Below are 22,357 nucleotides of genomic sequence, written 5' to 3'. Positions count from 1 at the left end.
ACATGACACCGAGCACCCCAACAGCAAACCTGCATCCTGAATCGCGCGCTAAAAAGAACTGGGATAAAGTGCGCGCTGATTTCCCGGCCCTGGATCAAGAAGTTCACGGCAAAGCGCTTTGCTACCTTGATAGCGCGGCAACCGCTCTAAAACCTCAGGCTGTGATTGATTCAGTACTGAATGTGTATGCTAAAGACTGCGCAAACATTCATCGGGGTGTGCATATGCTATCGCAGCGCGCCACGGTGGCTTATGAAAAAGCACGCGATACCGTCAAGCGCTTTTTAAATGCACCTCAAGGCAGCCACAGTGTGTTTGTCCGTGGGACGACTGAGGCCATTAACCTTGTTGCCCAAAGTTTTGTGGCTCCCCAACTCAAAGCTGGCGATGAAATCCTGATCACGGAGTTAGAGCATCATTCCAACTTGGTGCCATGGTGGCTATTGTGCAAAAACACGGGGGCTAAGCTGGTTGTGCTGCCTTTTGATGATAAAGGACAAGTCGATCCAGCGGAGTTTGAGGCAAAGCTGTCGGAAAAAACGCGCTTTGTTTCGCTTTGCCATGTCTCCAATGCTCTGGGCACGGTGCTGCCTGTGAAAGCCATGATTGATGCAGCGCATGCTCGCGGCTTACCTGTATTGCTTGACGGGGCACAAGCTCTTCCTCACCTTCCTGTCGATCTTAGCGCGCTTGATGCTGATTTTTACGCATTTAGTGCGCACAAGGCTTATGGCCCCACGGGTTCGGGTGTGCTTGTGGCCAAAACAAGGTGGCTTGAGCAGATGCAGCCCTATCAATCGGGCGGCGACATGATCAAGAGCGTGAGTTTTTCGGAAGTCATTTTCAATGATTTGCCGCATCGCTTTGAGGCAGGAACCCCAAATATCGCGGGCGTCATTGGGATGGGAGCCGCGCTTGAGTATTTAGAAAAACTTGGGATGCAAACTGTTTTTGAACATGAACAGGCCTTGCTGACTTATGCGCACGAAAAACTAAAGGCGATTCCAAATGTACGCCTTGTGGGTCAAGCTGCTCAGAAGGTGGGTGTTGTTTCGGTGGTGCTTGAGGGAATTCATCCTCATGATATCGGCACGGTGCTTGATATGGATGGTGTCGCAATTCGTGCAGGCCATCATTGTGCCCAACCGGTTATGGAACACTTCGGAGTCCCGGCGACCGTGCGGGCATCGTTTGGCATCTACAACACAGAAAGCGATGTGGATCGTTTTATTGACGGTCTACAGCATGCACAGGAGTTGTTAGGCTAATGTCAGAACTACGAGAGCTGTATCAGGAACTTATCTTGGACCACGGAAAGCAGCCTCGCAATTTCCGTTTCCCGGAGCCTTCCACACACAGTGCCAATGGGCACAATCCTTTGTGTGGTGACAATCTCATCTTAAAGCTTCGCATCAAGGACAACAGGATTGAGGATGTGGGCTTTCAAGGATCGGGTTGCGCGATTTCAACCGCCTCGGCATCCACAATGACCGAAGCCATTAAAGGCAAGTCTCTTGAGGAAGTCGAAGCGTTATTCAGCGAGTTTCATAACCTCGTGACTCTTGAACATAAGCCAAATGAGGCTTTGCTTGGCAAGCTTGCTGCTTTTTCGGGCGTGGTGGAATTTCCAATGCGTGTTAAATGCGCCACTTTGGCGTGGCACACACTGCACGCTGCTTTAGAAAACAAAACCCAAGTGAGTACGGAGTAGTGCATGATGTCTGAGCATCCTGAAAACAAACGCCGCTTACCAATGAACACGCCCGCAGCCTGGACTGCACCGCAAGGCTATCCAGAGCAGGACTATCAAGCCAATGCACCTGGCCAGAGTCCCGAATTCGAAATAGATAAGTTGAACGAAGAACTTATCGTCGAAGCACTAAAAACGATTTACGATCCGGAGATACCTCTGAACATCTATGAGCTTGGCTTGATCTACGGCGTTGATATCGACGAAAACAGAGCCGCTTTCATTACGATGACCCTTACCGCACCGGCGTGCCCTGTTGCCGGTAGTTTGGTCGAACAAGTTGCGGAAAAAGTAGCCAATGTTCCGGGCGTGCGTCACGCTTACGCTAAGGTCGTCTGGGATCCCCCCTGGGACAAAGACCGTATGTCCGAAGCCGCGAAATTAGAGCTCGGCCTGCTTTAATCTAAGGACTGGGTAGAAGCAGAACCAAGCACACTTGCTGTTGATCACAGGGCTTGGAGTAGGTAAGCTCAATAAGAGCTTCAAGGAAATTCATTTCGTGAGGTTTTTCTAGGCGCGAGCGCCCCCACAGTGACAAGGAAGCACGTACGGCTGTACTTGCTGACGAGGAGCGAGGAGGAAAGCCGCGGATAGGAAAAGCTCGCGAAATGTCCTCGCGGGGATCGAGGTCTTGAAGCGCTAGCGATGGGACGCTTAGCTCAGCTGGATAGAGCGTCGGCCTCCGGAGCCGAAGGTCACAAGTTCGAATCTTGTAGCGTCCGCAAAAAAATCGATGCGAAACAAAGGCAGCAAGCTGCTACTCACTGCTCGGTGCCGGAGACATTTAAGTCTCCGGCCCTGGATGTCGCAGTTCAAGTTCGAATCTTGTAGCGTCCGTTAGCAGTCACACTATGAATATTTAGTTTGCGGGCCTAGACAAACCATCACGATGCATTTGCGAAAATGTGGCAACCGCTGCATTGATTGGTGCTGGCTTCATGGTCTTGTTTATCGTCGTGGCAGGTTGCGCAAAGAGCACGTTGGTTTTTTTGCATAGCCTGATGCGGGTGGTGGCAGCTTTGACACTGTTGATGCTTCTTGACTGCATGCAGCCCCGATAGTTTGGGCAGAGCATGGCAGGTGCTGCAGGCAGGCAAAGAAGGCAATCCGCCAGGACCATGTGCACGGTGGCAGTTTGTGCATTGAGTATGCGGTGGAGCATGCGCGCTTTTCGCTTCGTTTTGATGGCAGTTTACACAAAAAGTGGCTTGCTTTTTCATGCGCCCATCGTGCGGGTTATGGCAATTCGTGCAATCTTGGTGGCCCTTGGGCGCACTTTGATGCTGGGTTTTGTGGCAACTTGCGCATTTGATTTTGCTTTTGTTGGGGTGATGGGCGGCATCGTTATGGCAGCTCCCGCAGTCGCGATGCTCAGCAATGCTCGCTTTCTGTTTGACCTCAGTTTGGTGGCACTTTGCGCACAAATCAAAGGGCTTCTTTTGAGCGAAGTGGTGAGGCGTATGGCAGTTAGTGCACAAAGTGGCTCCGGCATGAAAAGCTGTCTCGGATTTGGCTGTTTTATGACAACTGCTGCACGCTAAGGCTGTAGGGAGCGTTGATGCTGAAGTTTTTCCCTTGGGATTATGAATTTGATGACAGCTGACGCAATTGTTTTGCTCAGGAGGATGACTGTTGCTTAGAGCTTGATGGCAGTTTATGCAGCTTGATTGTGCTGAAGCTCGTGCATTGTGAGGATCGTGACAGCTCCGACAGTTGGCATGTTCCTTGCTTTTCTGTTGGCCAAGGATCGTGATTGAAGCATGGCAGTTCGTGCAAGCTTGAACACTGGTTTTTGTAAAACCATGAGGGCTATGGCAGCCCGTGCACGGATCATGACCTTTAACGAGAGCTGTTTGTACCGGTATGATAGGGTTCTTCTTGCTATGGCAGTTTTGACATTGCGCATCGATACGTTCATCTTTTTGATGGAAGCTGTGGCAATCCAAGCAGCGCTTTTCCTGACCTTGACCATGACCTGTCTTTTTATCTTCATGACAGTCAAGGCAACCTTGAGGTTGTAGCGGAGGGCTGTTGTGCACTTGATGGCATCCGACGCAACGTGTGTCTTTATGTCTTTGCAGAGCGGGAGCGTGACCGATTGCGCTTTGATGGCTGCTTAGACAGTCGATAGTCTTATCGGCAGAGCTTTCTTTAAAGGAATGACAATCAAGGCATTTTGGAGCTTTTTTGTTTGTGCTGCGAGCGTGGATTTCACCATGAATATCATCATGGCAATCCGCGCAGACTTTTTTGTCGGGTGCTTCGAAAGTTTCGTGCTCCAGGTCATGGCAGCTCTTGCATTGCACTTTTGCTTTGAGATGTTTCGCGTGATTAATTGAATCGCGCACATGCGTGAAACGAGCAGGGATTTTGACGGTGGGTGCTGCATCCGCGGGTTGCTGTTCGAGTTGTTGCAGGAGTAGCCATCCTCCCAAAACAAGCAGTGCTACAAAAAGGCCAGTTGCAATCAGAGCGGCGATAAACCAAGGACGAGACAACAGCTTTGCAATGAATGATTGGTCTTTCATGGTGTGAGATGGCAAAGGCGGCAAGGCATTTCGTTTTGACCTTTTGAGCTTGAAAACCCGCTTGGATGAGGGCTGCCGCCAATGCCGCCCACTCGGTGACACTCCACACACAACATTTGACCAGCGCCGTCATGACAGCTTGCGCAGGCTGCCGGATCCCTGCGTGCCGCTCGGCCATGATCGTTTTGCGAAGAAAGAGCGCCAACCCATCCGGGCGGATGAGGTGATACAGGGTTTTCGATGCTGCCGTGAATCCCGCGGTCGCGGTGGCAGTTACTGCAGAAACGTTCGCTGTGACAGGTGGTGCAAAGACCTGCTTGCGCATGGGCTTCCTCCGCGTGCCGCGAAGCAAAGCCGGCGCGATGAAGCGTCGGACCGTTGACGGTGTTGTCAAACTGCATGCGCGTAGGCAGGATGGGTACAGTCACGCCATGACATCCTGCACAGAATCGCTCTTTGTGACAGGTGGTGCAAAGATCAGCAGAGCTGCCAGCTTGCACACCATGTCGACGTTCAAAATCAAAACCATGAACTTGCGCAGTTTAAACTCGTCTTTGTGTGCATGACAACTCAGGCACACGGCCATTGGAGCCACCAAAGAAGAATCCTCTTCGTCCGCAATGCCTGTATGACACCGGACGCAGTTACCAGGCATCCGTTTTAGATGCGTGTCATGACGAAAACGAATGTGTTCTTTGCCCATGGTCGTACGCATTTGTCGATCGTCGTCACTATGGCACCCTAAACATGGCCGCGAATCATGAGGCTTGTCATGGCACGTCACACAATCTGTTTGCGAGGGCATATGCAGAGGACCTTTATCTCCCGCTTGATCGAGCTTTTTGTGGCATTTTACACAGGCAACGCCTTTAAGAACGTGGGTACGATGCGAAAATGCTTCTTTGTCAGCTTTTTTTAAACCAAGCAAATGAGCGCATCCCACAACAGCAGTGATTCCAAGAACAAGAAGTAGCTTGCGTCTCATAAAGCTGCTCCGCTGCGATGGGTCAGGCGCAACATAGCGTCCAGTTTTCCGTTGTTATCTGGCGAGATGCTGCCTTGACTAGCAACAGCTACCTCCCAATTTTCATTTGCTTTCCAGGTCATGGCTAACAGCCCCCAGGGCCATAGCACACCGCGGCCATGGGGATCATCCGGGAAAACCATTTCGACTTCAGTGGATGCGAAGATGGTGTCGAGCACTTGCACACGAGCAACGCCTCGCACACCTGTCCAGCTTCCGTCAATGACACCTTCGCGACGTCCCTCGATTGCCATCGAACTGCTCCCTAGGTCGTCTAAGCGCAGTGTGGTGCGCAAGGTAATTGATTCGCCGGGGTTACGGCCCACCATTCGCAGAGCCGCGGTGCCATCGACGTCGAGTCTGGGAGCAAGACGCCAATGTCCCGTAAAACCACCACGACGAGATACACTGTCACCCAGCACTGAAAAAAGTGAGGTTGAAAGGAGAATGCGGGAAGGAGAGCGTTCGGTGTAAAAGAGTTCCGCGCGCCAGTTGCTATCATGTAAGACCGCAGCGCCATGGGCTTCGCTGATGCCTGGATAAAGCAAGTCGTAAGAAAGACGTCCGTTTAAATCAAGCAAATCGCCTATGGTTGCGCCGGCATCGAAAGCAACCTCTTCATCGGCGCGCACACCATGATCGCGGCGTTGTGCGTAGGCTACGCCGACAGATCCCCAGTCGCCGAGGCTGCGAGAGATGCGGGATCCTGCGATCCAATCGTAGGATCGGGAATCAAAGTCGACCACTGCCGGAATTCCAGCGAAGCCTTCTAAGTAAAAATCGGCAGGAAGTCTGAGTCGTGCGTGGCCTCCATCAATATGTACAGGTCGTAGTGCGCCTGGTGTTAGCACAAAGCGTCCTAGCCTAAGTTCTGCGCGACGGCTTGGATCTCTCAGACGTATAGCCATTACTAACGCGTCGCCATCGAGGTCGCTGCCATAACGGCTCCATACCAAGGCTTCTGCTGAAATCCATGGGTGAATTTCGCTATCTCCTTGCAGAGTAAGCAAACCCATTCCAGGTTGTGCGCGCAATAAAGCATCACCTTGAACACTGTAATTTGCTTCAGCGTGAGCGGTCCCTTGAAGTTGGATAACGATCAGCCATAGGGAAGCAACAACGGCACGGATCGCAAAGCCTAGTGGTGCTCGACGGAGGTTATAAAAGGTTTTCGCCAGTCCTGAACGCTGCTCGCTGCGGTGCACTCTTTGAAAGAGGCTCGACCCTTTCGGCGTTGAGCATCTTGCGAGCGACGCCCGGCCCTCGGCGACTTTTCGTTCAAAACTTACGCCGAGCATCACTGGCTTCATGCCGTTTTGCTCCCTTGTTCTTCGTTCTCTTGTTCTGCCGACAACCGAGATGGGCGCAACAGAGCATCATGAATCACCACAACTAAAAATATCATCTTAGAAAGAGTGCCAATCCCTTGGCCCACCGACATAAACAAGATCATTAGAAAAGGACTTGGGTCCAAAAAAGACCAAGTAATAAGGCCGAGCGCTAACAAAGCCAGAAACGATGCGATTCTTAACCAAGTCATCGAGCGCCACGATCTCATAGCTTCTCTCCTATCGTCGCCTCTTCCGGCTTGATGTCTTTGCTAAAGGGATGCGCAGGGCCATGGCAACCATCACTGATGCAGCTCACCTCTTTGTGACTGATTTCGTCTTTGAGTGAACCGTGTTCAGGCACATCTTTCCAGATAGGCAACCGAGTCGAATGGCAATGGGTGCAGGAACTGTTTTTGAAAGGCTTATAGAGATGAATCTTTTTCTTGACTGCTCTAAACTATAATACTGGTATTCCGTGTAGTATTCCCAAGCATGGCGCAGTCCTCCCATTTTAGTCATCACGGTTCCGAACATGCCGTAGTCTTGATGGCACATATAACAGTTGTGATCACCAAACTCGGCATTGCGTGCGTGCCTGGAGGCTAGGGTTGTACTATTCCAATTGTTGGAATCTTGTGTGTAGGGAAGCATGACGTGACATGAGCTACAAAAGTTACGATGCTTACTGTGCACAAAATTTGCCGTATTCCCAATCAGGGCTGCCAGAATGGGAAACGCGCCGAGTCCGAAGAACAATGCGACCTTTGTGCTAAGCGTCAATGGAGGCCGTCGAAGCAAAAACCAAATCAAAATAATGGTTGCTAAGGCGGAACTTACAAGTGCAAGTCCTATTGCCATCGGGTACATGTCAAAAACTGCTTTGGTTGTTTCAGCGGACATTAATCACCCCGTTGATGTGTTCACTCACTTCACTACCTGGAGGTCCTGTAACAATGGTATTCCCGAATTCGTCGACGGAAGTATGACAGAGCACACAATCGCTAAACCCGAAATTTGGATCGTGGTTCGCATCGCCTGGTGGAAAACCGTGACAAAATCCGCAAGTCATTTCCGTGACGCCCGAAGTGGTCCAAGCAGGCCTTCGACTGACCGAAAAAGCACTGTCATCACTAAGAGCCCCACCACCGTGACAATAAACGTCGCTGCATTGATTGCTTTCGCGATTCCAACTTGGCATGGCTCCTTGAGCTGTGGCTAGCACAGCGGCGTTGTTTATAAAGACTTCGGCAGGGAGTGGCGTGTCAATGTGCCCTTCGCTATGCAAGTCAGTCACCTCTTGATGGCATTCGTTGCATGCAATCGGAGCGGTGATGCGATGCAGAGCTTGAGTATGACTTTGGTGTGCACCGACACCTATGAATGTGGCAAGACTATGTCCTGCTAGATCATAGGGTGGGGCAGGACTGCCACTTTGACCGTGACAGCGTGTGCAGCCGCTCTCGCCTTCACGGCCGACTTGTACGATGCCGTCCACATGCAGGCTTTTGTTGATGATGATATTGTCTTTCCCTACAACTTGCTGATGGCATGCCTCACACTGATCCTGGGCGTGACTTTCTGGGGGCATAGCGTGGCAAAAGTTACACTTTTCTTCTGCGATTTGTAGCCACAGCGGGCTGGCGTCAAGAGCGGTGCTGTTTTGCGAGCCATCGCCGTGACAATAGACATTCGAGCATTGCCTAGAGTCAAAATCGTATTCAGCAGGTCCTTGTCGTATGTCTGCGGCTGGACTGAAGTTAGCAATGGCTCCAAAATTAACTTCGGCAGGTAACCAATCCACGGATCCATCTTCATTAAACAAATGCCCTGCATCACTATAGCTATTCGGTTTATGGTGACAATTGTTACATATCTCGAAATCGAGCACACCGTTTTCATAGGAAAGATGATAGCGATGCGCGCCACTATAATAGAGTGCGTCGTTGTGACACGTTTCACATGCCGTAGGGCCGCTAGTGTGGCAGCTCGTGCAAGGCGTTTGTCTGGACTCTCCGGCGGCTTCACCATGGCAGTTTTCGCACAAACTAAAGTTCCACCGGTGCTGGGAAAGTAACTTGCCGTGAAAACCTTCATCGCCGGGGTTCATGATTCCGGAAGGGTGAATGACCGACTGTATGTATGCGGCATTGCATCCTACTATCCAAGTCTCAACCAAGTCATAGACTTCTTTGAAACCAGAATGGATGGCGTCCGCTGAGTCAGGATTGAGCACTCGGAGCAAAGTCGATTCTTCACTTCCCGCAATCACGATGGGCGGGACCTGGTTTGCTCCGAGCACTGTTTTGTATTCTGTGACGTCATACTGCGCTGCAGCGCTCGAAACACTGTGACATTTCGAACACTGCTCAGTAAAAACTGGCGCCACGTCATCCGTCCAATTCACACAAGTTGTGACTAGGTCAGGCTCTTTTTCTTTTGTGCATGCCGTAACAAAAAATGTGGCTATGAGCACCCATCTTAAGTTCATGGAGCGCTGTGTACCACGGCAACGTCATAAACCGTTCCAGGTCCATGACATACCGCGCAGATTTCTCCGCCCATGGTAGTGGTCATCACTTCGGCATGAGCCTGTGTGGCCGGCTGATCGTGACACGCTGTGCACACCGCTGTTTCTGGCGGCACTTCAATGGTTTGATCCACTAACCAGTAGGGGTCATTGCAGTAGTCATTGGCATCATCTCCCGGATTCTCAGAGCAACTCATTTCGTCAAATAGAGTGGGTGACATATCCAAAGACAGAGGCAGGATGTAGGTATTTTGGACGTGGCAGCTCTCACAGTCACTTGGGCTTCGAGGGTAACGGATCTCCCCAAAGTCAGTGGGACTGCCAGCCGGATTACTTTCGGATGGACGTCCCCCCAGAAAATAAGGCTGGCTCAGATGTTCACCCATGTGAATCTTGTGAATCATAACTTTGAAATCCACAGTCTGTAGCCGCATGAGCTCGTCGTCTTCGAAACGAGTTCCACCATTCGTGATCATCGTACTGGCTTGATGACAAAGGACGCAAACCTTTGCCCCCTTGCGTCCGCCTCCATGACCGGCCACTGAATAGTGACAGTTGTTACACAAATCGCTTGATACAACCGTGCGTCGCGGTACAGCTTCTGAATCAGTGACTGCGAAAGCAATAGTTTCCGTAAACGCTGCGTAGCGAATTGTATCCTCTACAATGCGGCCTTCAAGTGCGAGAGTGTAGCTTCCAGTGGCATCCACAGGGATTGCATTGGGAGCGGAGAATTCGTATTGGAACTCCCCGGCATTGGCATCGATAGCGCTGAGTGTTCCAGATGCTCCCGATCCCTGGATGGTTACCTGCCAGTAGCTTGCAAAATCTGTATTCGGCCCAGCTATGGTGGCTCGGAGTCTGTCCATCGGAGTGGTGAGAATATCAAGAGCGGCTCCATCGACAGTCACTTTGAAATCCAACACCGGCTGCTGTCCCGGTGCCGTATTGCTTACTGAAAGCAGTTCAAAAGCCAAGACTGGTGCATTGGGATCAAAGATTGGATCCATGTGCACATCGCGAATACCCGCGAGACTACCTGCTGCAGGATGGCAGACAGTGCACTGAGCGTTGTCAGGTTGCGCGCCACCACCATGCAAGCTTAGTCCATTGGGAGCCGGATCTTCAAACGAGGTCATGTCATGACATGAAGTGCAAGTGCTCTTGGTTGTTCTTGACGCGTGCAAATCTGCATCTTGTCCTTGATGGCAGGCCTCGCAGTTCACAACGGGCTGCGGGAAGGTGACGGTTGAGTAGTCGTGCACGCTGCCGCGGTAGCCGATGATTTGATAGGGCGTGTTTGCTTGTACGCTAGGTAAGTGCTCTCCCATATGGATTTTGTGAATCATGACGGGAAAATCAACAGTGTTACCGGTATCTGGGTCACTTGTTTGTGGATTGTGACAGAGCACGCACAGTTTGACGCCAATTCGTGCACCGCCATGTGCGGAAATCTCACTGTGACAACTTGTGCAAGCGGCGTCGGTAACCAACTCGCGTTGCAAACTAACATCCGAGCCGTTCGGTACGAAATCAAGGGTATCGCTTGCGTCGTATCTCTGATCGTCCACATTTCGCGTTGCGTAAACTCCAACGGTATGGGTTGAATTCATGGAGGGAGAATCGATAGTGGTCGAAAAGGTATAACGGTAGCTGCCTTGGTCCGGGTCGATTTCTTCAAAGGTCCCATCGCTCTCGGAGCTCGCTTGTTCAGCAGTTTCGTCCGTGATGTCACTGGTCTGTGTAGTTTTTGTGTATGCGGTATACGATCCAGGTCCGCCGTCACTGTGTTCGCTCAACTTGGCTAGAACAAAGTTCAATGAAGTTTCGCCAATTGTATACACGCCGAGACGATCCAAAGGATCCCCGTCATCGGAGGTCAACTTAAACTCAACGCTTGCAACTCCTGCACTGTCAATTGCAGCAGCAAGTAACTCCACTTGTAGCCCTCCGCCAACAAAAGCAGCCGATCGTCCAGTGGTTGTTCCACCGTCGATACCAGCAAGTGGATCCGAACTTGTGCCAGGTTCTCCGTCGGCACCATTGGGACCGGCTGGCCCTTCACAAGCCACAAGTCCTGCTACGCACACCACGACAGCAACCCGTGCAAATGCACAAAGAAATCGAGTAGTCATATGAAGCCCTCCACGCGCATAGTACCCGGTGGCCAAAAAGTATCAAGCTAACCGACATACTTACTGACAAAAGAATGGCGCTGAAAGAGCTCAACGAAACTTTAAACCTTTGAACGGCTGTCGCGAAGAATGCTATTGCGGTTTCCAAAACTAAAAAAATTCCGGAATTATCAACATGTTTAGAATAGCGGACGAGAATAGTCCTCTAAGCATTGCGACGCGACACGCTATTCGCTACGCGCGTCCCATATCCGGAGGCTCTGCTTAGCTTCAACCACACTTTGCACGCCAACAAAGCAAGCTGATTGAAAAAGCCAGAACATGTACTCGATCTGCTATCCGAAAGTAGCAAGCCCTTTCGCCGCGGCGCGCGATAAAACTGCTGCGCCTGAAAAACTTAAGCTATTCGAAGTTGTACTGCTTCTTTCTATTTTTAGGTTAGCGGTCCGCAACTTCGGAAGGACGTGGCCGATAAGCAAAGCAGACTCTCGAAAAGGATCTGATGATGCGTTTAAATAAAAGCTCTGCGATTTTGTTTTTAGTTTGTTTTTTTGCTGGATCGTGCGCGACGAGTAATCCGGCGCTGATTGCGGCGATGGATCAGGAGGCGGCTCGTGTTCGACAAAAAGATCAAAGTTATGCGGCGGGTGATAGCTCGGATCATAAAGCGCTCGCAGCAGGTCAGTGGACGAAGTACAGCGTGAGTAACGAAAAGGGCCAAATTGTTTCTTTTGTTACCACGCGTTTGTTAGAGGTTGATGAGCGATTGCGCACCACGGAAGTCGAGATGCAAAGCAAAGACATTCACAGCGTTAGTGAATTTGTGATGGACCCGGGTGAGGAGGGCGATTTCAAAGACATCGAGATCCTTCGCGCCGTCACTAAAGAAAAAGGACAAGAGGCCCACGAGCTCAGTGAAATCGAACTCGCCATTGGGGGCGCGTTTTGGAAAAACATTCTAAAGTCAGTGCAGCCTGAGCATTTTGTTTCCCAAGGCAAAGAGGAGGTACGCGTTCCGGCGGGCACTTTCCTCGGCGCAGACAAAGTCGATTCAAGTCTAGATGTGACCGGAAAGAAAATTCACGGAAGCGCATGGATCCACCCGGCAGTCCCCTTGAGCGGTGCAGTTAAAACCGTCAACGATCACGGTAAGTCCGAGCTTGTTGATTTTGGTTTTGATGCCAAATCCACCATGGCGCAGTTTTGATCAGATGACTTTACTGTTTTGCAATGTCACGCCGAAGTGCAAAACCCTTCCAGAGAAAGAAGATGGCTGGAAGAATAACTAGAGTCAGAATGGTCGAGGAGATAAGTCCTCCTACCATTGGCGCCGCGATGCGTTTCATGATGCGTGAGCCGGTTTCTGTTCCCCACATGACGGGAAGCAGGCCGATCAGGGTGGTGGCTACGGTCATTAGTTTGGGCCTGACGCGATCGACAGCGCCTTCACTGATGGCGGCTTTGAGATCGGTAATGCTTTTAAGTTTGCCCTCTTGGACGTAATGTTTATAGGACTGATCCAGGTAGACCAACATGACGATACCGGTTTCCGCTGCCAAGCCCGCAAGGGCAATGAAGCCAACGGCTACTGCTACGGACATGTTATAGCCAAGAAAAAACATAAGCCAGACACCGCCGACCAACGCAAAGGGCATCGTGGCCATGACAATGCTTGCTTCTTGGAAATTGCGAAAATGCATGAATAGCAGCAAGAAAACGAGAATCATGGTGAGCGGGACGATGATGGCCAAGCGCTTGTTTGCGCGCTCCATGTATTCATACTGGCCAGACCACATGATCGAAACGCCCGTGGGAAGCTTTACTTGCTTGGCAATAGCTGCTTTTGCGTTTTGCACGTAGCCGCCTATGTCAGAGGTTTTCAGGTCTACGTAAATCCAAGCCGTCCGGCGTGCATTTTCACTTTTGATGGAAGGCGGACCTTTAACTACCTCGAGATTGGCAACCTGAGCAAGCGGAACCGTATGTCCCATGGGCGTTGGAATAGGCACCGAGCGAAGTTTATCCAAATCGTCGCGAAGTTCCCGAGGGAAACGAAGGTTGACTGGATAGCGTTCCAGCCCCTCGACGGTATACGTCACGTTCATGCCACCCAGAGCGCTTTTGATGACGTCTTGCACGTCGCCAACGGTCAGACCGTAACGCGCCGCCTCCTCACGCTGGATGTGAATGTCGATAAAATTTCCGCCAACGACGCGTTCAGAATAGGCCGACAGGGTGTCTGGAAGAGTTCCGAGCACAGCTTCAATCTGCGAACCCACCGCAGAAAGCTCGTTTAGATCGGCTCCGAGCAACTTGATGCCGACAGGCGTTTTAATGCCGGTTGCCAGCATGTCAATGCGTGTTTTGATCGGCATGGTCCATGCATTGGTCACTCCGGGGAACTGAATCATCCCATCAAGTTCTTTGATGATATCCTCCATGGTTTTGCCTTTAGGCCAGGTGTGCTCGTCTTTAAGAATAATGGTGCTTTCCATCATCGAGAGCGGTGCAGGATCGGTGGCGGTCTCGGCTCTGCCTACCTTGCCAAGCACATGTTTGACTTGGGGATGGCGCGCAATGATTTTGTCAGTTTGCTGAAGCAGCTCTTTTGCTTTTGTGATGCTGATGCCAGGAGGTGTGGTGGGCATGTACAAAAGGTCGCCTTCATTGAGCGGAGGCATAAACTCTGAGCCAATCAGGCTGTAGGGCAAAAGCGTAAGGAGCATCACAAACAAGGCCGCAAAAACGGTCCATTTTGGGAAACGCAATACAAAATGGATGATCGGGCGATAAACTCGAATGAAAAAACGGCTCACCGGGTTGGTTTCTTCTGTGCGAATCTTGCCGCGGACCAGATAGTACATCAGCACAGGGATGAGCGTGATCGCTAGCACTGCGGCCGAGGCCATGGCGAATGTTTTGGTATAGGCCAGTGGATGAAACAAACGCCCCTCTTGCTGCTGAAGCGCAAACACGGGCAAAAAACTAACCGTGATGATAAGTAGCGAAAAGAAGAGGGCTGGGCCCACCTCTTTGGCAGAACGGATCACCAGTTCCGCCTGAGATAAGCCATGATCACGCTCCTTATGCTTGTGCATGTTTTCAACCAGCACGATGGAGGCGTCCACCATTACTCCTATGGCGATAGCGATGCCACTGAGGCTCATGATATTGGCGTTGATATCAAGGCCATGCATGATGAGCAGGGCCATCAAGATGCCCACTGGAAGTGTCAGTATCGCCACCAAAGCTGAGCGCAAGTGCAAAAGGAAAAGCAGGCAAATCAATGCCACAACGATCATCTCTTCAAAGAGCTTTTTCTTAAGCGTGCCAATCGCACGTTTGATAAGATTGGAGCGATCATAAGAAGTGTGAATCTCAACGCCTTCGGGCAGGCTAGACTTGAGTTCTGATAGTCGTGTTTTAACTCTATCAATGACCTCTAGCGCGTTTTCCCCAAAGCGGATAATAACGATGCCTGTCACCACCTCACCTTCGCCATTCATCTCGGCTAGGCCTCGGCGTATTTCTGGGCCAAGGTGCACATCGGCGACCTGCGAAAGCATAATCGGCGTATGGGTTTCAGGATTCATCCCAATCGGTACGTTTTTGATATCTTCAACAGAGCGAAAATAGCCCTTACCCCTCACGATGTATTCGGTTTCCGCCATCTCAAGCACGCGGCCTCCGACATCCACGTTGGAACGCGCGATGGCCTCTTTTACTTTCGATAGCGGAACTTTGTAGGCGCGAAGTTTTTCAGGGTCGACGTCCACTTGGTATTGCTTAACGAAACCACCTAAACTTGCCACTTCAGCGATGCCCGGCAGCGCGGCAAGCTCATAGCGCAGATACCAATCTTGGATGGAGCGAAGCTGTGAAAGATCATGTTTCTTTGAAACCAAACTGTACTCATAGACCCAGCCCACCCCGGTCGCATCGGGTCCAAGCTGCGGGCTTAGGCCTTGCGGCAAGCGATCACGAACAAAGTTAAGGTACTCAAGCACTCGGGAACGTGCCCAATACAGATCTGTGCCATCGTCGAAAATAATATAGACAAGTGAGAATCCAAAAAATGAATAACCGCGCACGACTTTCGCGTAGGGCACCGAGAGCATGGCCGTTGTTAGGGGGTAGGTGACCTGGTCCTCGACCACCTGCGGGCCCTGGCCCTGGTACTCTGTAAAAACGATCACCTGCACATCAGAGAGATCAGGGATTGCATCAATAGGCGTGTTATAAAGTGCCCACACGCCACCAAGAATGACGACCGCGGTGATGATGATAACGAAGAAACGGTTTTTGACCGATGCTTCGATGATCTTTTCAATCATGGGGTCACCTGGTGGTGCATGCCATGATGCTCGGCGTCTGCAGCGGAGTGGCCACTATGATCAGCTTTCATCGCGGCTGGAGCGGGCTTGTGAACTGGTTTTTCTTCCGTGCTCGGTGTTGGTTCTGAAGCCTTGGAAGGCTGATGTTTCATCGGCGCTTTCATGGGCATTGCCGCAGGTGCAGCTTGGGCTTTGTCAGCAGAGCTCTTTGTTTCTCCAGAGGGCGCATGCTCCATGGTCTCTGGCATCGATGCTTTGCTTGCAGGCGGCGAGGTGGGCTGCTTGGTTTGCAGTCGAGCTTTAAGCATTTTTTGAACGGCTTCTTGAAGTTGGCTTTCTGAATCGAGCAAGAACTGGCCTGAGACGACCACTTGATCTCCCTCATGCAGACCGGAGATTACTTTTGTGACATGGTCATCACCCGCGACCCCCGTAACAATCTCACGCAGCTCATATTTGCCGAGCTCAGGTGTCACAAAAACGATCTGACGTTCCCCGGAATGGATAATGGCTTCGGTGGGCACCACAAGCACGCCTTGTTGCTGGCGTGTTTTGATCCGCACGGTGGTAAACATGCCTGGTTTGAGACTAAGTTCAGGATTGACAAACTCCAGCCGCACCGTCAGCGTACGCGTTTTTTCATCGAGGGTCGGGTAGATGTAACTCACTTTCCCTTCGTAGAGTTTGCCGCGCTGAAAGGAGAGCTCCATCGTCGCGGGCTGACCAAGTTTGACCCACGGGGCATCAAATTCGTAAACCTGAACATGAATCCAAATCGCGCTAAGTTTTCCAATGCGAAACAAATCCTCCCCCGCCAGGGCCCGGTCGCCTTGCACCACACTTTTGTGCAGCACGTAACCCGCTCGTGGGGCGCGAATCGTAAGCGCGCGCTGGGGTTTTCCCTTTTCGCGGATACCCGTAATGTCTCGCTCGCTCAGATCCCACAATTGCAGTCGCATCTCAGCAGAGCGTGCCAGCGGGCTATCGGCACCTGCGGTGCGCACCGCCATTAAGTATTCCTCTTGCGCAGAAACCAGTTCAGGTGAGTAAATACTAAAAAGCGCTTGACCCTGACGCACAGAAACGCCGGTCTGATCCACGAATAGTTTCTCAATCCATCCTGAAAATTTCAAGTTAACGACCGAAAGCAAATCCTCGGCCACTACCACCTCGCCGATGGTGCGTACCGTGCGCGACAGGCTTCCCCGCACCACGGGGGCAGTGCGCACGCCCATATTTTGAACAACAACCGGATCAATGCGAATCATGCCTTCCGGATCACCGTCGCCTGCCCCATCTTCGTAAACAGGGATCAAATCCATGCCCATGGGCGACTTGCCAGGCTTGTCGCTGATGTAACTTGGGTCCATCGGAGCTTGCCAGTACTTGATCTTGCGGTCGCCTTGCGAGCCTGCTTTGGTTGGACTTTTTTTCGTGCTGTTTTTCATCGGCACGAGGTTCATGCCGCAAATCGGACAAGTGCCGGGTTCATTTTCGACCACTTGAGGGTGCATGCCGCAGGTGTAGAGCTGAGCTTCGCTATCCGACTCTTCAGACTCTTTGCCATGCTCAGCGTGCTCGTCGCTTGATTTGCTTGGCGCCCAGAGAGCGTACGCCAGCACAGCAGCGGCAATGACTGTTGTTGCCATGGCGATTGCGATGATCCAGCGTTTGTTCATATGTAATTGCATGCTTAGCGGCTCCGCTTGTTTTGCTTGGTTTTCAAAGGGCTTCCAATTAAAGCTTCGGTCTGGGCTTGGCTGATATGGGTTAGCGCGCGGGCCCGGCGAAGGGTGCGCTCGAAATCAAGAAGCTGCAGCTCGGCTTGATACAGGGAAGCAAAATCCGCGCGGTCGACCTGATAGGCAGAAAAAGTGGCTTCGAGCGCTTGTTTGCTTTGCGGAGTGAGCTGTTTTTCGTAAGTTTGTGTCTGCTCGTAGGCTCTTTTCCAGCGTGAAACGGTGTCGGCAAGCTTTGCGCGAATGTCGTCAAAAAGGGCATCTTCTTGTGCACGCGCTTCTCGTGCGAGATTCTCGTTGATTCTGCGTTCGCTGCCCCAGCGCTGATCGTACCAAAAGGGAATCGGTACCGAGAGACCCGCCCCCACAAAATCGGTGCCTGGGTCGGCTCCCGTATCAGAACGAAGCCGATAGCTAAGCCATGCCGTAAAATCAGGATACCCTTCAAGGCTTGCTTGTTTGGCAGCAAGCTCTTTGGTGCGTGCTTGCTCACGGTATTGCCGCAGCAAGGGGCGATGGTGTTTTGAATGTTGTATCAGTTTAGCAAGTGTGCTTTGTGGTTCTAGCGCAGCAAGGGTTTTGGGCGTTTGAATCGGCACAGTGTTCGGTCGATGCAAGGTGCTGTTGATTTCGGCGCTTAGGGCCTGATCATCACGGTCAAAATCCTCCAGCTGATCGCTAAGCTCGCCGCGAAGCACTTCGAGCCGGATTAACTCGTGTTGCGCCGTTTTACCGACTTCGTATTTTACGCGCACGACATCGATGAATTGCGCTACGAGCTGGATGTGCTCTTTTGTGATCTCACGGAGCTGCCTTACCAGCGTTAGCTCGTAGTAGGCTCGCTTTACCAAATTGCGCAATTGTGTTTGGCTTTCGGCTAGGGCCTCTTTGGCTTGTTTCACTTCTCCTTTGGCTACGGCTTCGCGCCTTGAAGTTTTTCCAGGGAAGAAAAAGGTTTGCTGAAGCTTGAACTGAACGCCGCTCATTGGGTGCCTATCAGGTCTCAAGGAATCAATCGGAATGTTGCTGTATTCAGCCGAGGCGATTGGATCCATCCATGCGCCAGCTCTATCGATGTTCTCCGAGAGCGCTGCGATGCGTTTTTCAATAGCGCGAAGGCCCTGGTTCTTGCGCAAGCCTTCTTCTGCAAGTGCCTGGGCGACATCGCGCTCAGCATCCCCATGCTGTTCTTGAGCGACAATGTTTATGGGAAAGCCCCATAAAACGAGCCATACCACACAAGCTTTTTTCATGACCCATGCCCCTTGTGTGCACCGAGCTCTGCAAGTTTTTCTTCCATTTCATAAAGACAGCGCGTTTCACATGCATCTACTGGATTATCCCATTGGCCTCGATGCAGGATTTTTAATGACAGCGTGACCTCTTCGCGGAATTTGCGTTTTGGCGAATAACGAAGGGCATGGTCGAACATATCAATCTCATATTTGCTCTCACGTTGCTCGGAAGGAATAATCCAACGGGCGATATCTCTAAGTTTTTTATAGACCGCTTTGCACTCGTCGCAACCCGGTAAAGGCGGATGAGCCGGATGATCATGCGTTCCGGTGATTTGTATGATATATCCGATGTTCACTTTGCCTCGTCCTTTGCGATAATGCTCTTCAGGCCACACCTCCCAACATACCTTGTGCCGCTGCACAAGAGCACGCAGATCTTGAATCTTTGCATTGAGAGGTGCTGCCATAAATCCATTTCCAAAATGTGTCCCCTGTAACCGTAAGCAATACTCGTGCCAACGCGCAACTGCTGCATTGTAAAACCTAGCGTCTGCAAACAAACCAGCTTTTAATAAGCTTTTCCGTACTCAACAGCGGACTCCCAGTACCATAAATCAACGCCTCACGAGCGCAGCAGCGAAGCCTGATCGTAACCCATTGGGTCACATGCACTCTTTGTCTTTGTTGTTGGGATGCTGATCGGGGTGTAGTCCATGGCGCCGCATGATTCGGTAAAAACTTTCTCTTTCAACCCCGGCGTGGGCAGCGGCTTGGCTGATGTGTCCGTCGTAAAGATCGAGAACTTGCTGAAGATAGAGGCGGCCAGCTTCGAGCTGCCCTTGTTTTTGTGCTTCGGCCCAGCTTAAATGCCTCAGAGAGGTTGCTGGGCGTCCAGCAGACTTTTGGCCCAAACCTTCGGGCGGCAAATCGCCGATATCGATGCGTTCGCTTTGGCATACCACACTGGCCCGTTCAACGGCGGAGCGCAGCTGCCTTACGTTTCCCGGCCAATCGTACTTTTGAAGGGCAGAGATAGCAGCCTGCGAAAAACCGATGAGACGCTCTTTTTTCCTTGGCGGTATGTCGCGTAAAAAATGGCTTGCCAAAAGTTCGATGTCGTCCTTTCGCTCGCGCAGCGTTGGCACGCGCAGCATGGCCACGTTGAGCCTATACCAAAGGTCTTCACGGAAGCTGGCGTTTTTGACCATGCTTTCAATATCGCGGTGCGTTGCAGCAATCAATCGTGTATCGAAGGCTCGCTCAATCGACTCGCCAAGGCGACGGACGCTGCGCTCTTCCAGGGTGCGTGTCAGTTTGGCCTGTAATGAAAGCAGCAACTCACCAATTTCATCAAGGAAAATCGTGCCTTTATGGGCTTCTTCAAAAAGACCTTTTCGGTCTTTTACCGCATTGGTGAACGCTCCTTTGCTGTAACCGAAGAGTTCACTCTCCATGAGCTCGGCTGGAATCGCGGCGCAGTTGACAGCCACGAAGCGTTGATTTGAGCGCGCGCTTAGCTGATGAATGGCGCGCGCCAGGCGCTCTTTGCCGGTGCCGGTCTCGCCGAGCAGAAGCACCGTGGCATCACTGTCGGCCACTTGCCGAACCAGGGTGGCAAAATCACGCATCACCGCCGAGCGCGCGATCATGTTGGGCAGCACTTCTTCGTTTGCCTTGCTCTGAGTTTCTGGCCATGCGGTCGCAGCGCGGCCCATCGCGCGCAGCACCACAGCGCGCGCTGCTTCCGGCTCAAAAGGTTTGCTTAGATAATCATAAGCCCCCAGCTGCAAGGCCTCTACCGCAGTGTGCACTGAAGCGTAAGCAGTCATAAGCACAAACTCGGTTTGTTTGCGGATGGCCTTGCATTGTTTCAAAACCGCAATGCCGTCCATGTCTGGCATGCGCAAATCACAGAGCACGACGTCCACGGGCTCGATGGCAAGGATTCCAGTGCCTCGATGCCTCTTTCTGCGGTGAGCACACGAGCATCGTTTTGCAGAATCTTTGTCATAAGCCGGAGCATGTTTTTTATCATCGACGATAAGAACTGTTGGCTTATTGCTTGAGCTCATGCACTCTGCCTTTTCTCATTTAGCCGTTGCGGCAAACTGATCCGAAAAATGCTGCCTCCACCATTTCGGTCTTGAACCGTAATTTTGCCGCCATGTGCGCGAACAATGCCTTGGGCGACGGCAAGGCCTAGCCCCGATCCGCCTGATCTTTGAGAAAAGAAGGGCTCGAAAAATTTGCTTTTGTCCTCTGGGTTAATACCGGGTCCGCGGTCAGAGACCAGGATCTCGTAGCTTTGATCCACCGCTTTGTTGCCCGTGACCTCGATGGATTGCTGTTCGGTGGAGACCTGCGCGGCATTGAGCAAAAGATTCATCAGCACTTGACGGATGCGTCCACCGTCCATGAAGACCTTGGCGTCCTCGGTCTGAACATGCAGGGCTTGTGCTTTGCCTTCGATGGTTTCCCCAAAGCGCTGGACCGATTCCTCAAGAAAATTGCGCATTTGGAAAACATCAAAGTGCAGCTCTGGCTCTACAGCGTAGGTCACCAAATCTTCGGCAATGCGTTGGCAGGCCGAAGCCTCTTCGTCTAGAATTTTCAGCTCGTCGATTAAAGTTTGGCGTGAAGCATCTGGATTGATGGTGTTCAGATAGCCGCGAATAATTTGGATCGGATTGTTAATTTCATGCGCAACGCCTGCGGCGAGCTGGCCAATGGCCGCCATGCGTTCGCTTTCGATAAGTTGTTGTTCTCTCACCTCAAGTTCTTCCGCCATGCGATCAAAAGCTGAGGCCACGGCAGCGAGCTCGCCTTCACCCAAAGCACCCGTTCGTGTTTTGAAATCACCTGAGCCAAAGCGCTGCGCCGCCGCGGACAGAACTTCCAGGGGTTTGAAAACGTCTTTGCGCATTCGGCGACGGAATAGAACACTTAGCGAAAGAATCAAAAGCACACACACTGCGCCGCTGAGCATCCCAAGTCGTGTTGTCCAAGTTGCCGAAGCGTGCGCGTGCGCCATGCGTTTTTCGATGTGAGAAGCCACCGTGTCGGCATGACGCGCGGCGCGCGCGGACAGCACATCGCTCTTTTCGTGCAGCAGAATGATTTTGCCGTGATTGCCACGGCTTGCAGCGGGCATCACCTTCTTTTGAAAAAGTCGGTTCAGCTCGCTGCTGTCCGCCGCGATACGTTCCAGACGCCAGCGCTCTGTCCTTGGCACGAGTGGTTCTAACGCGCGGATGTTCTCGTTAACGACCTCGGTCCAGTGTTGATAGTGCTGAAGATGTTCGTCGTTTTTTTCAATAATCCAATGCTCCTGGTGCATAAACTGTTCACGCACCGCGGTCGCCAGGGCCAAACTCGCCTTGATCGCAACTTCGTCGTCGCGCATCCTCCTTACAACGTCTGAGATCTGCACAATTAAACTGATCAAAATCAGGCACATCATCACCGAGATAAGGGACAAAAGCACGAAACGCAGCGTCAATCGTCTCGCGATCACGCGTTTGGTCTTTGGGAAAGGAGGCGCTGAAACGCGCCTCTGATCGAGAGGGTCAGTCATTCAGAAAGTGTTTTTTTGGCTCCATGGCAGGAGTAAAGCAGGTTTCATGCCAAACATGCATATCAAAATTCCTTGTGATTATCATGCTCAGGCCAAAAAGCTCAGTGCACTGTAACCTATACGGTTACTTTTGTAACCTAATGGGTTACTTTGGTCCCATTCTTTTTCCACCCGAGT

At 51.6% G+C, this 22,357-nt stretch carries 18 protein-coding genes, 1 tRNA gene and 1 pseudogene; 5 read left to right on the top strand and 15 right to left on the bottom strand.

Annotated features, from left to right (window positions below; genetic code table 11):
• Positions 1 to 2 precede the first annotated feature (2 nt).
• The 4 genes from IPJ88_16880 to IPJ88_16865 all read left to right on the top strand — a co-directional run bounded on the left by IPJ88_16880 (position 3) and on the right by IPJ88_16865 (position 2,472).
• Positions 3 to 1,268: a cysteine desulfurase gene (locus IPJ88_16880; protein ID QQR89824.1), complete on the top strand. Its 1,266-nt coding sequence runs from the start codon at positions 3 to 5 to the stop codon at positions 1,266 to 1,268.
• The gene (locus IPJ88_16875) at positions 1,268 to 1,711 is read left to right on the top strand and encodes an SUF system NifU family Fe-S cluster assembly protein (protein ID QQR89823.1); all 444 of its coding nucleotides are present in this window, start codon (positions 1,268 to 1,270) and stop codon (positions 1,709 to 1,711) included. Before IPJ88_16880 ends, IPJ88_16875 begins: the two co-directional genes overlap by 1 nt.
• 3 nt (positions 1,712 to 1,714) lie before the next feature.
• Complete coding sequence (locus tag IPJ88_16870) at positions 1,715 to 2,152, top strand: DUF59 domain-containing protein (GenBank protein ID QQR89822.1); 438 nt, start codon at positions 1,715 to 1,717, stop codon at positions 2,150 to 2,152.
• 246 nt (positions 2,153 to 2,398) lie between these two features.
• Positions 2,399 to 2,472 (top strand) — tRNA-Arg (locus IPJ88_16865).
• 162 nt (positions 2,473 to 2,634) lie between these two features.
• Here the strand turns inward: IPJ88_16865 and IPJ88_16860 are convergent.
• Genes IPJ88_16860 through IPJ88_16820 form a run of 9 tightly spaced genes read right to left on the bottom strand, consistent with a single transcriptional unit; the run spans position 2,635 to position 11,295 of the window.
• Positions 2,635 to 4,278, bottom strand: a complete 1,644-nt coding sequence (locus tag IPJ88_16860) for a hypothetical protein (protein QQR89821.1) — start codon at positions 4,276 to 4,278, stop codon at positions 2,635 to 2,637.
• Positions 4,275 to 4,706: a hypothetical protein gene (locus IPJ88_16855; GenBank protein QQR89820.1), complete on the bottom strand. Its 432-nt coding sequence runs from the start codon at positions 4,704 to 4,706 to the stop codon at positions 4,275 to 4,277. The genes IPJ88_16860 and IPJ88_16855 overlap by 4 nt, the downstream gene beginning before the upstream one ends.
• Entirely contained in the window at positions 4,703 to 5,263 is a 561-nt protein-coding gene (locus tag IPJ88_16850) for a hypothetical protein (GenBank protein ID QQR89819.1), read from the bottom strand. Before IPJ88_16850 ends, IPJ88_16855 begins: the two co-directional genes overlap by 4 nt.
• Positions 5,260 to 6,612 carry a hypothetical protein gene (locus tag IPJ88_16845; GenBank protein ID QQR89818.1) on the bottom strand — a complete coding sequence of 451 codons (1,353 nt, stop codon included), beginning with the start codon at positions 6,610 to 6,612 and terminating at the stop codon, positions 5,260 to 5,262. The genes IPJ88_16850 and IPJ88_16845 overlap by 4 nt, the downstream gene beginning before the upstream one ends.
• A complete protein-coding gene (locus IPJ88_16840; protein QQR89817.1) occupies positions 6,609 to 6,860 on the bottom strand; it encodes a hypothetical protein in 252 nt (83 codons plus the stop codon). Before IPJ88_16840 ends, IPJ88_16845 begins: the two co-directional genes overlap by 4 nt.
• The gene (locus IPJ88_16835) at positions 6,857 to 6,994 is read right to left on the bottom strand and encodes a hypothetical protein (GenBank protein QQR92092.1); all 138 of its coding nucleotides are present in this window, start codon (positions 6,992 to 6,994) and stop codon (positions 6,857 to 6,859) included. Before IPJ88_16835 ends, IPJ88_16840 begins: the two co-directional genes overlap by 4 nt.
• On the bottom strand, positions 6,946 to 7,533 hold the full coding sequence (locus IPJ88_16830; protein QQR89816.1) for a NapC/NirT family cytochrome c: 588 nt from the start codon (positions 7,531 to 7,533) through the stop codon (positions 6,946 to 6,948). Before IPJ88_16830 ends, IPJ88_16835 begins: the two co-directional genes overlap by 49 nt.
• Positions 7,523 to 9,121 (bottom strand): CxxxxCH/CxxCH domain-containing protein, encoded by a 1,599-nt coding sequence (locus tag IPJ88_16825; protein ID QQR89815.1) that lies wholly within the window; start codon positions 9,119 to 9,121, stop codon positions 7,523 to 7,525. The genes IPJ88_16830 and IPJ88_16825 overlap by 11 nt, the downstream gene beginning before the upstream one ends.
• Positions 9,118 to 11,295 (bottom strand): OmcA/MtrC family decaheme c-type cytochrome, encoded by a 2,178-nt coding sequence (locus tag IPJ88_16820; GenBank protein QQR89814.1) that lies wholly within the window; start codon positions 11,293 to 11,295, stop codon positions 9,118 to 9,120. The genes IPJ88_16825 and IPJ88_16820 overlap by 4 nt, the downstream gene beginning before the upstream one ends.
• 502 nt (positions 11,296 to 11,797) lie before the next feature.
• Here IPJ88_16820 and IPJ88_16815 point away from each other — a divergent pair.
• Entirely contained in the window at positions 11,798 to 12,502 is a 705-nt protein-coding gene (locus tag IPJ88_16815; GenBank protein QQR89813.1) for a hypothetical protein, read from the top strand.
• 10 nt (positions 12,503 to 12,512) lie between these two features.
• Here the strand turns inward: IPJ88_16815 and IPJ88_16810 are convergent, their stop codons facing one another.
• From IPJ88_16810 to IPJ88_16785, 6 genes and pseudogenes are all read right to left on the bottom strand, one after another.
• Positions 12,513 to 15,629, bottom strand: a complete 3,117-nt coding sequence (locus tag IPJ88_16810) for an efflux RND transporter permease subunit (GenBank protein QQR89812.1) — start codon at positions 15,627 to 15,629, stop codon at positions 12,513 to 12,515.
• Positions 15,626 to 17,320: an efflux RND transporter periplasmic adaptor subunit gene (locus IPJ88_16805; GenBank protein QQR89811.1), complete on the bottom strand. Its 1,695-nt coding sequence runs from the start codon at positions 17,318 to 17,320 to the stop codon at positions 15,626 to 15,628. The genes IPJ88_16810 and IPJ88_16805 overlap by 4 nt, the downstream gene beginning before the upstream one ends.
• A 2-nt stretch (positions 17,321 to 17,322) precedes the next feature.
• Positions 17,323 to 18,621: a TolC family protein gene (locus tag IPJ88_16800; GenBank protein QQR89810.1), complete on the bottom strand. Its 1,299-nt coding sequence runs from the start codon at positions 18,619 to 18,621 to the stop codon at positions 17,323 to 17,325.
• Positions 18,618 to 19,073, bottom strand: coding sequence for a hypothetical protein (locus tag IPJ88_16795; protein ID QQR89809.1), 456 nt, complete (start codon positions 19,071 to 19,073; stop codon positions 18,618 to 18,620). Before IPJ88_16795 ends, IPJ88_16800 begins: the two co-directional genes overlap by 4 nt.
• A 195-nt stretch (positions 19,074 to 19,268) precedes the next feature.
• Positions 19,269 to 20,678: pseudogene (locus IPJ88_16790) on the bottom strand (sigma-54-dependent Fis family transcriptional regulator).
• Positions 20,675 to 22,180 (bottom strand): HAMP domain-containing protein, encoded by a 1,506-nt coding sequence (locus IPJ88_16785; protein ID QQR89808.1) that lies wholly within the window; start codon positions 22,178 to 22,180, stop codon positions 20,675 to 20,677. The pseudogene IPJ88_16790 and the gene IPJ88_16785 overlap by 4 nt, the downstream one beginning before the upstream one ends.
• Positions 22,181 to 22,357 lie beyond the last annotated feature (177 nt).

This window comes from Myxococcales bacterium, assembly GCA_016699535.1.
Taxonomy (GTDB): domain Bacteria; phylum Myxococcota_A; class Polyangia; order Polyangiales.
This window is presented reverse-complemented; position numbering and strand designations above follow the sequence as displayed.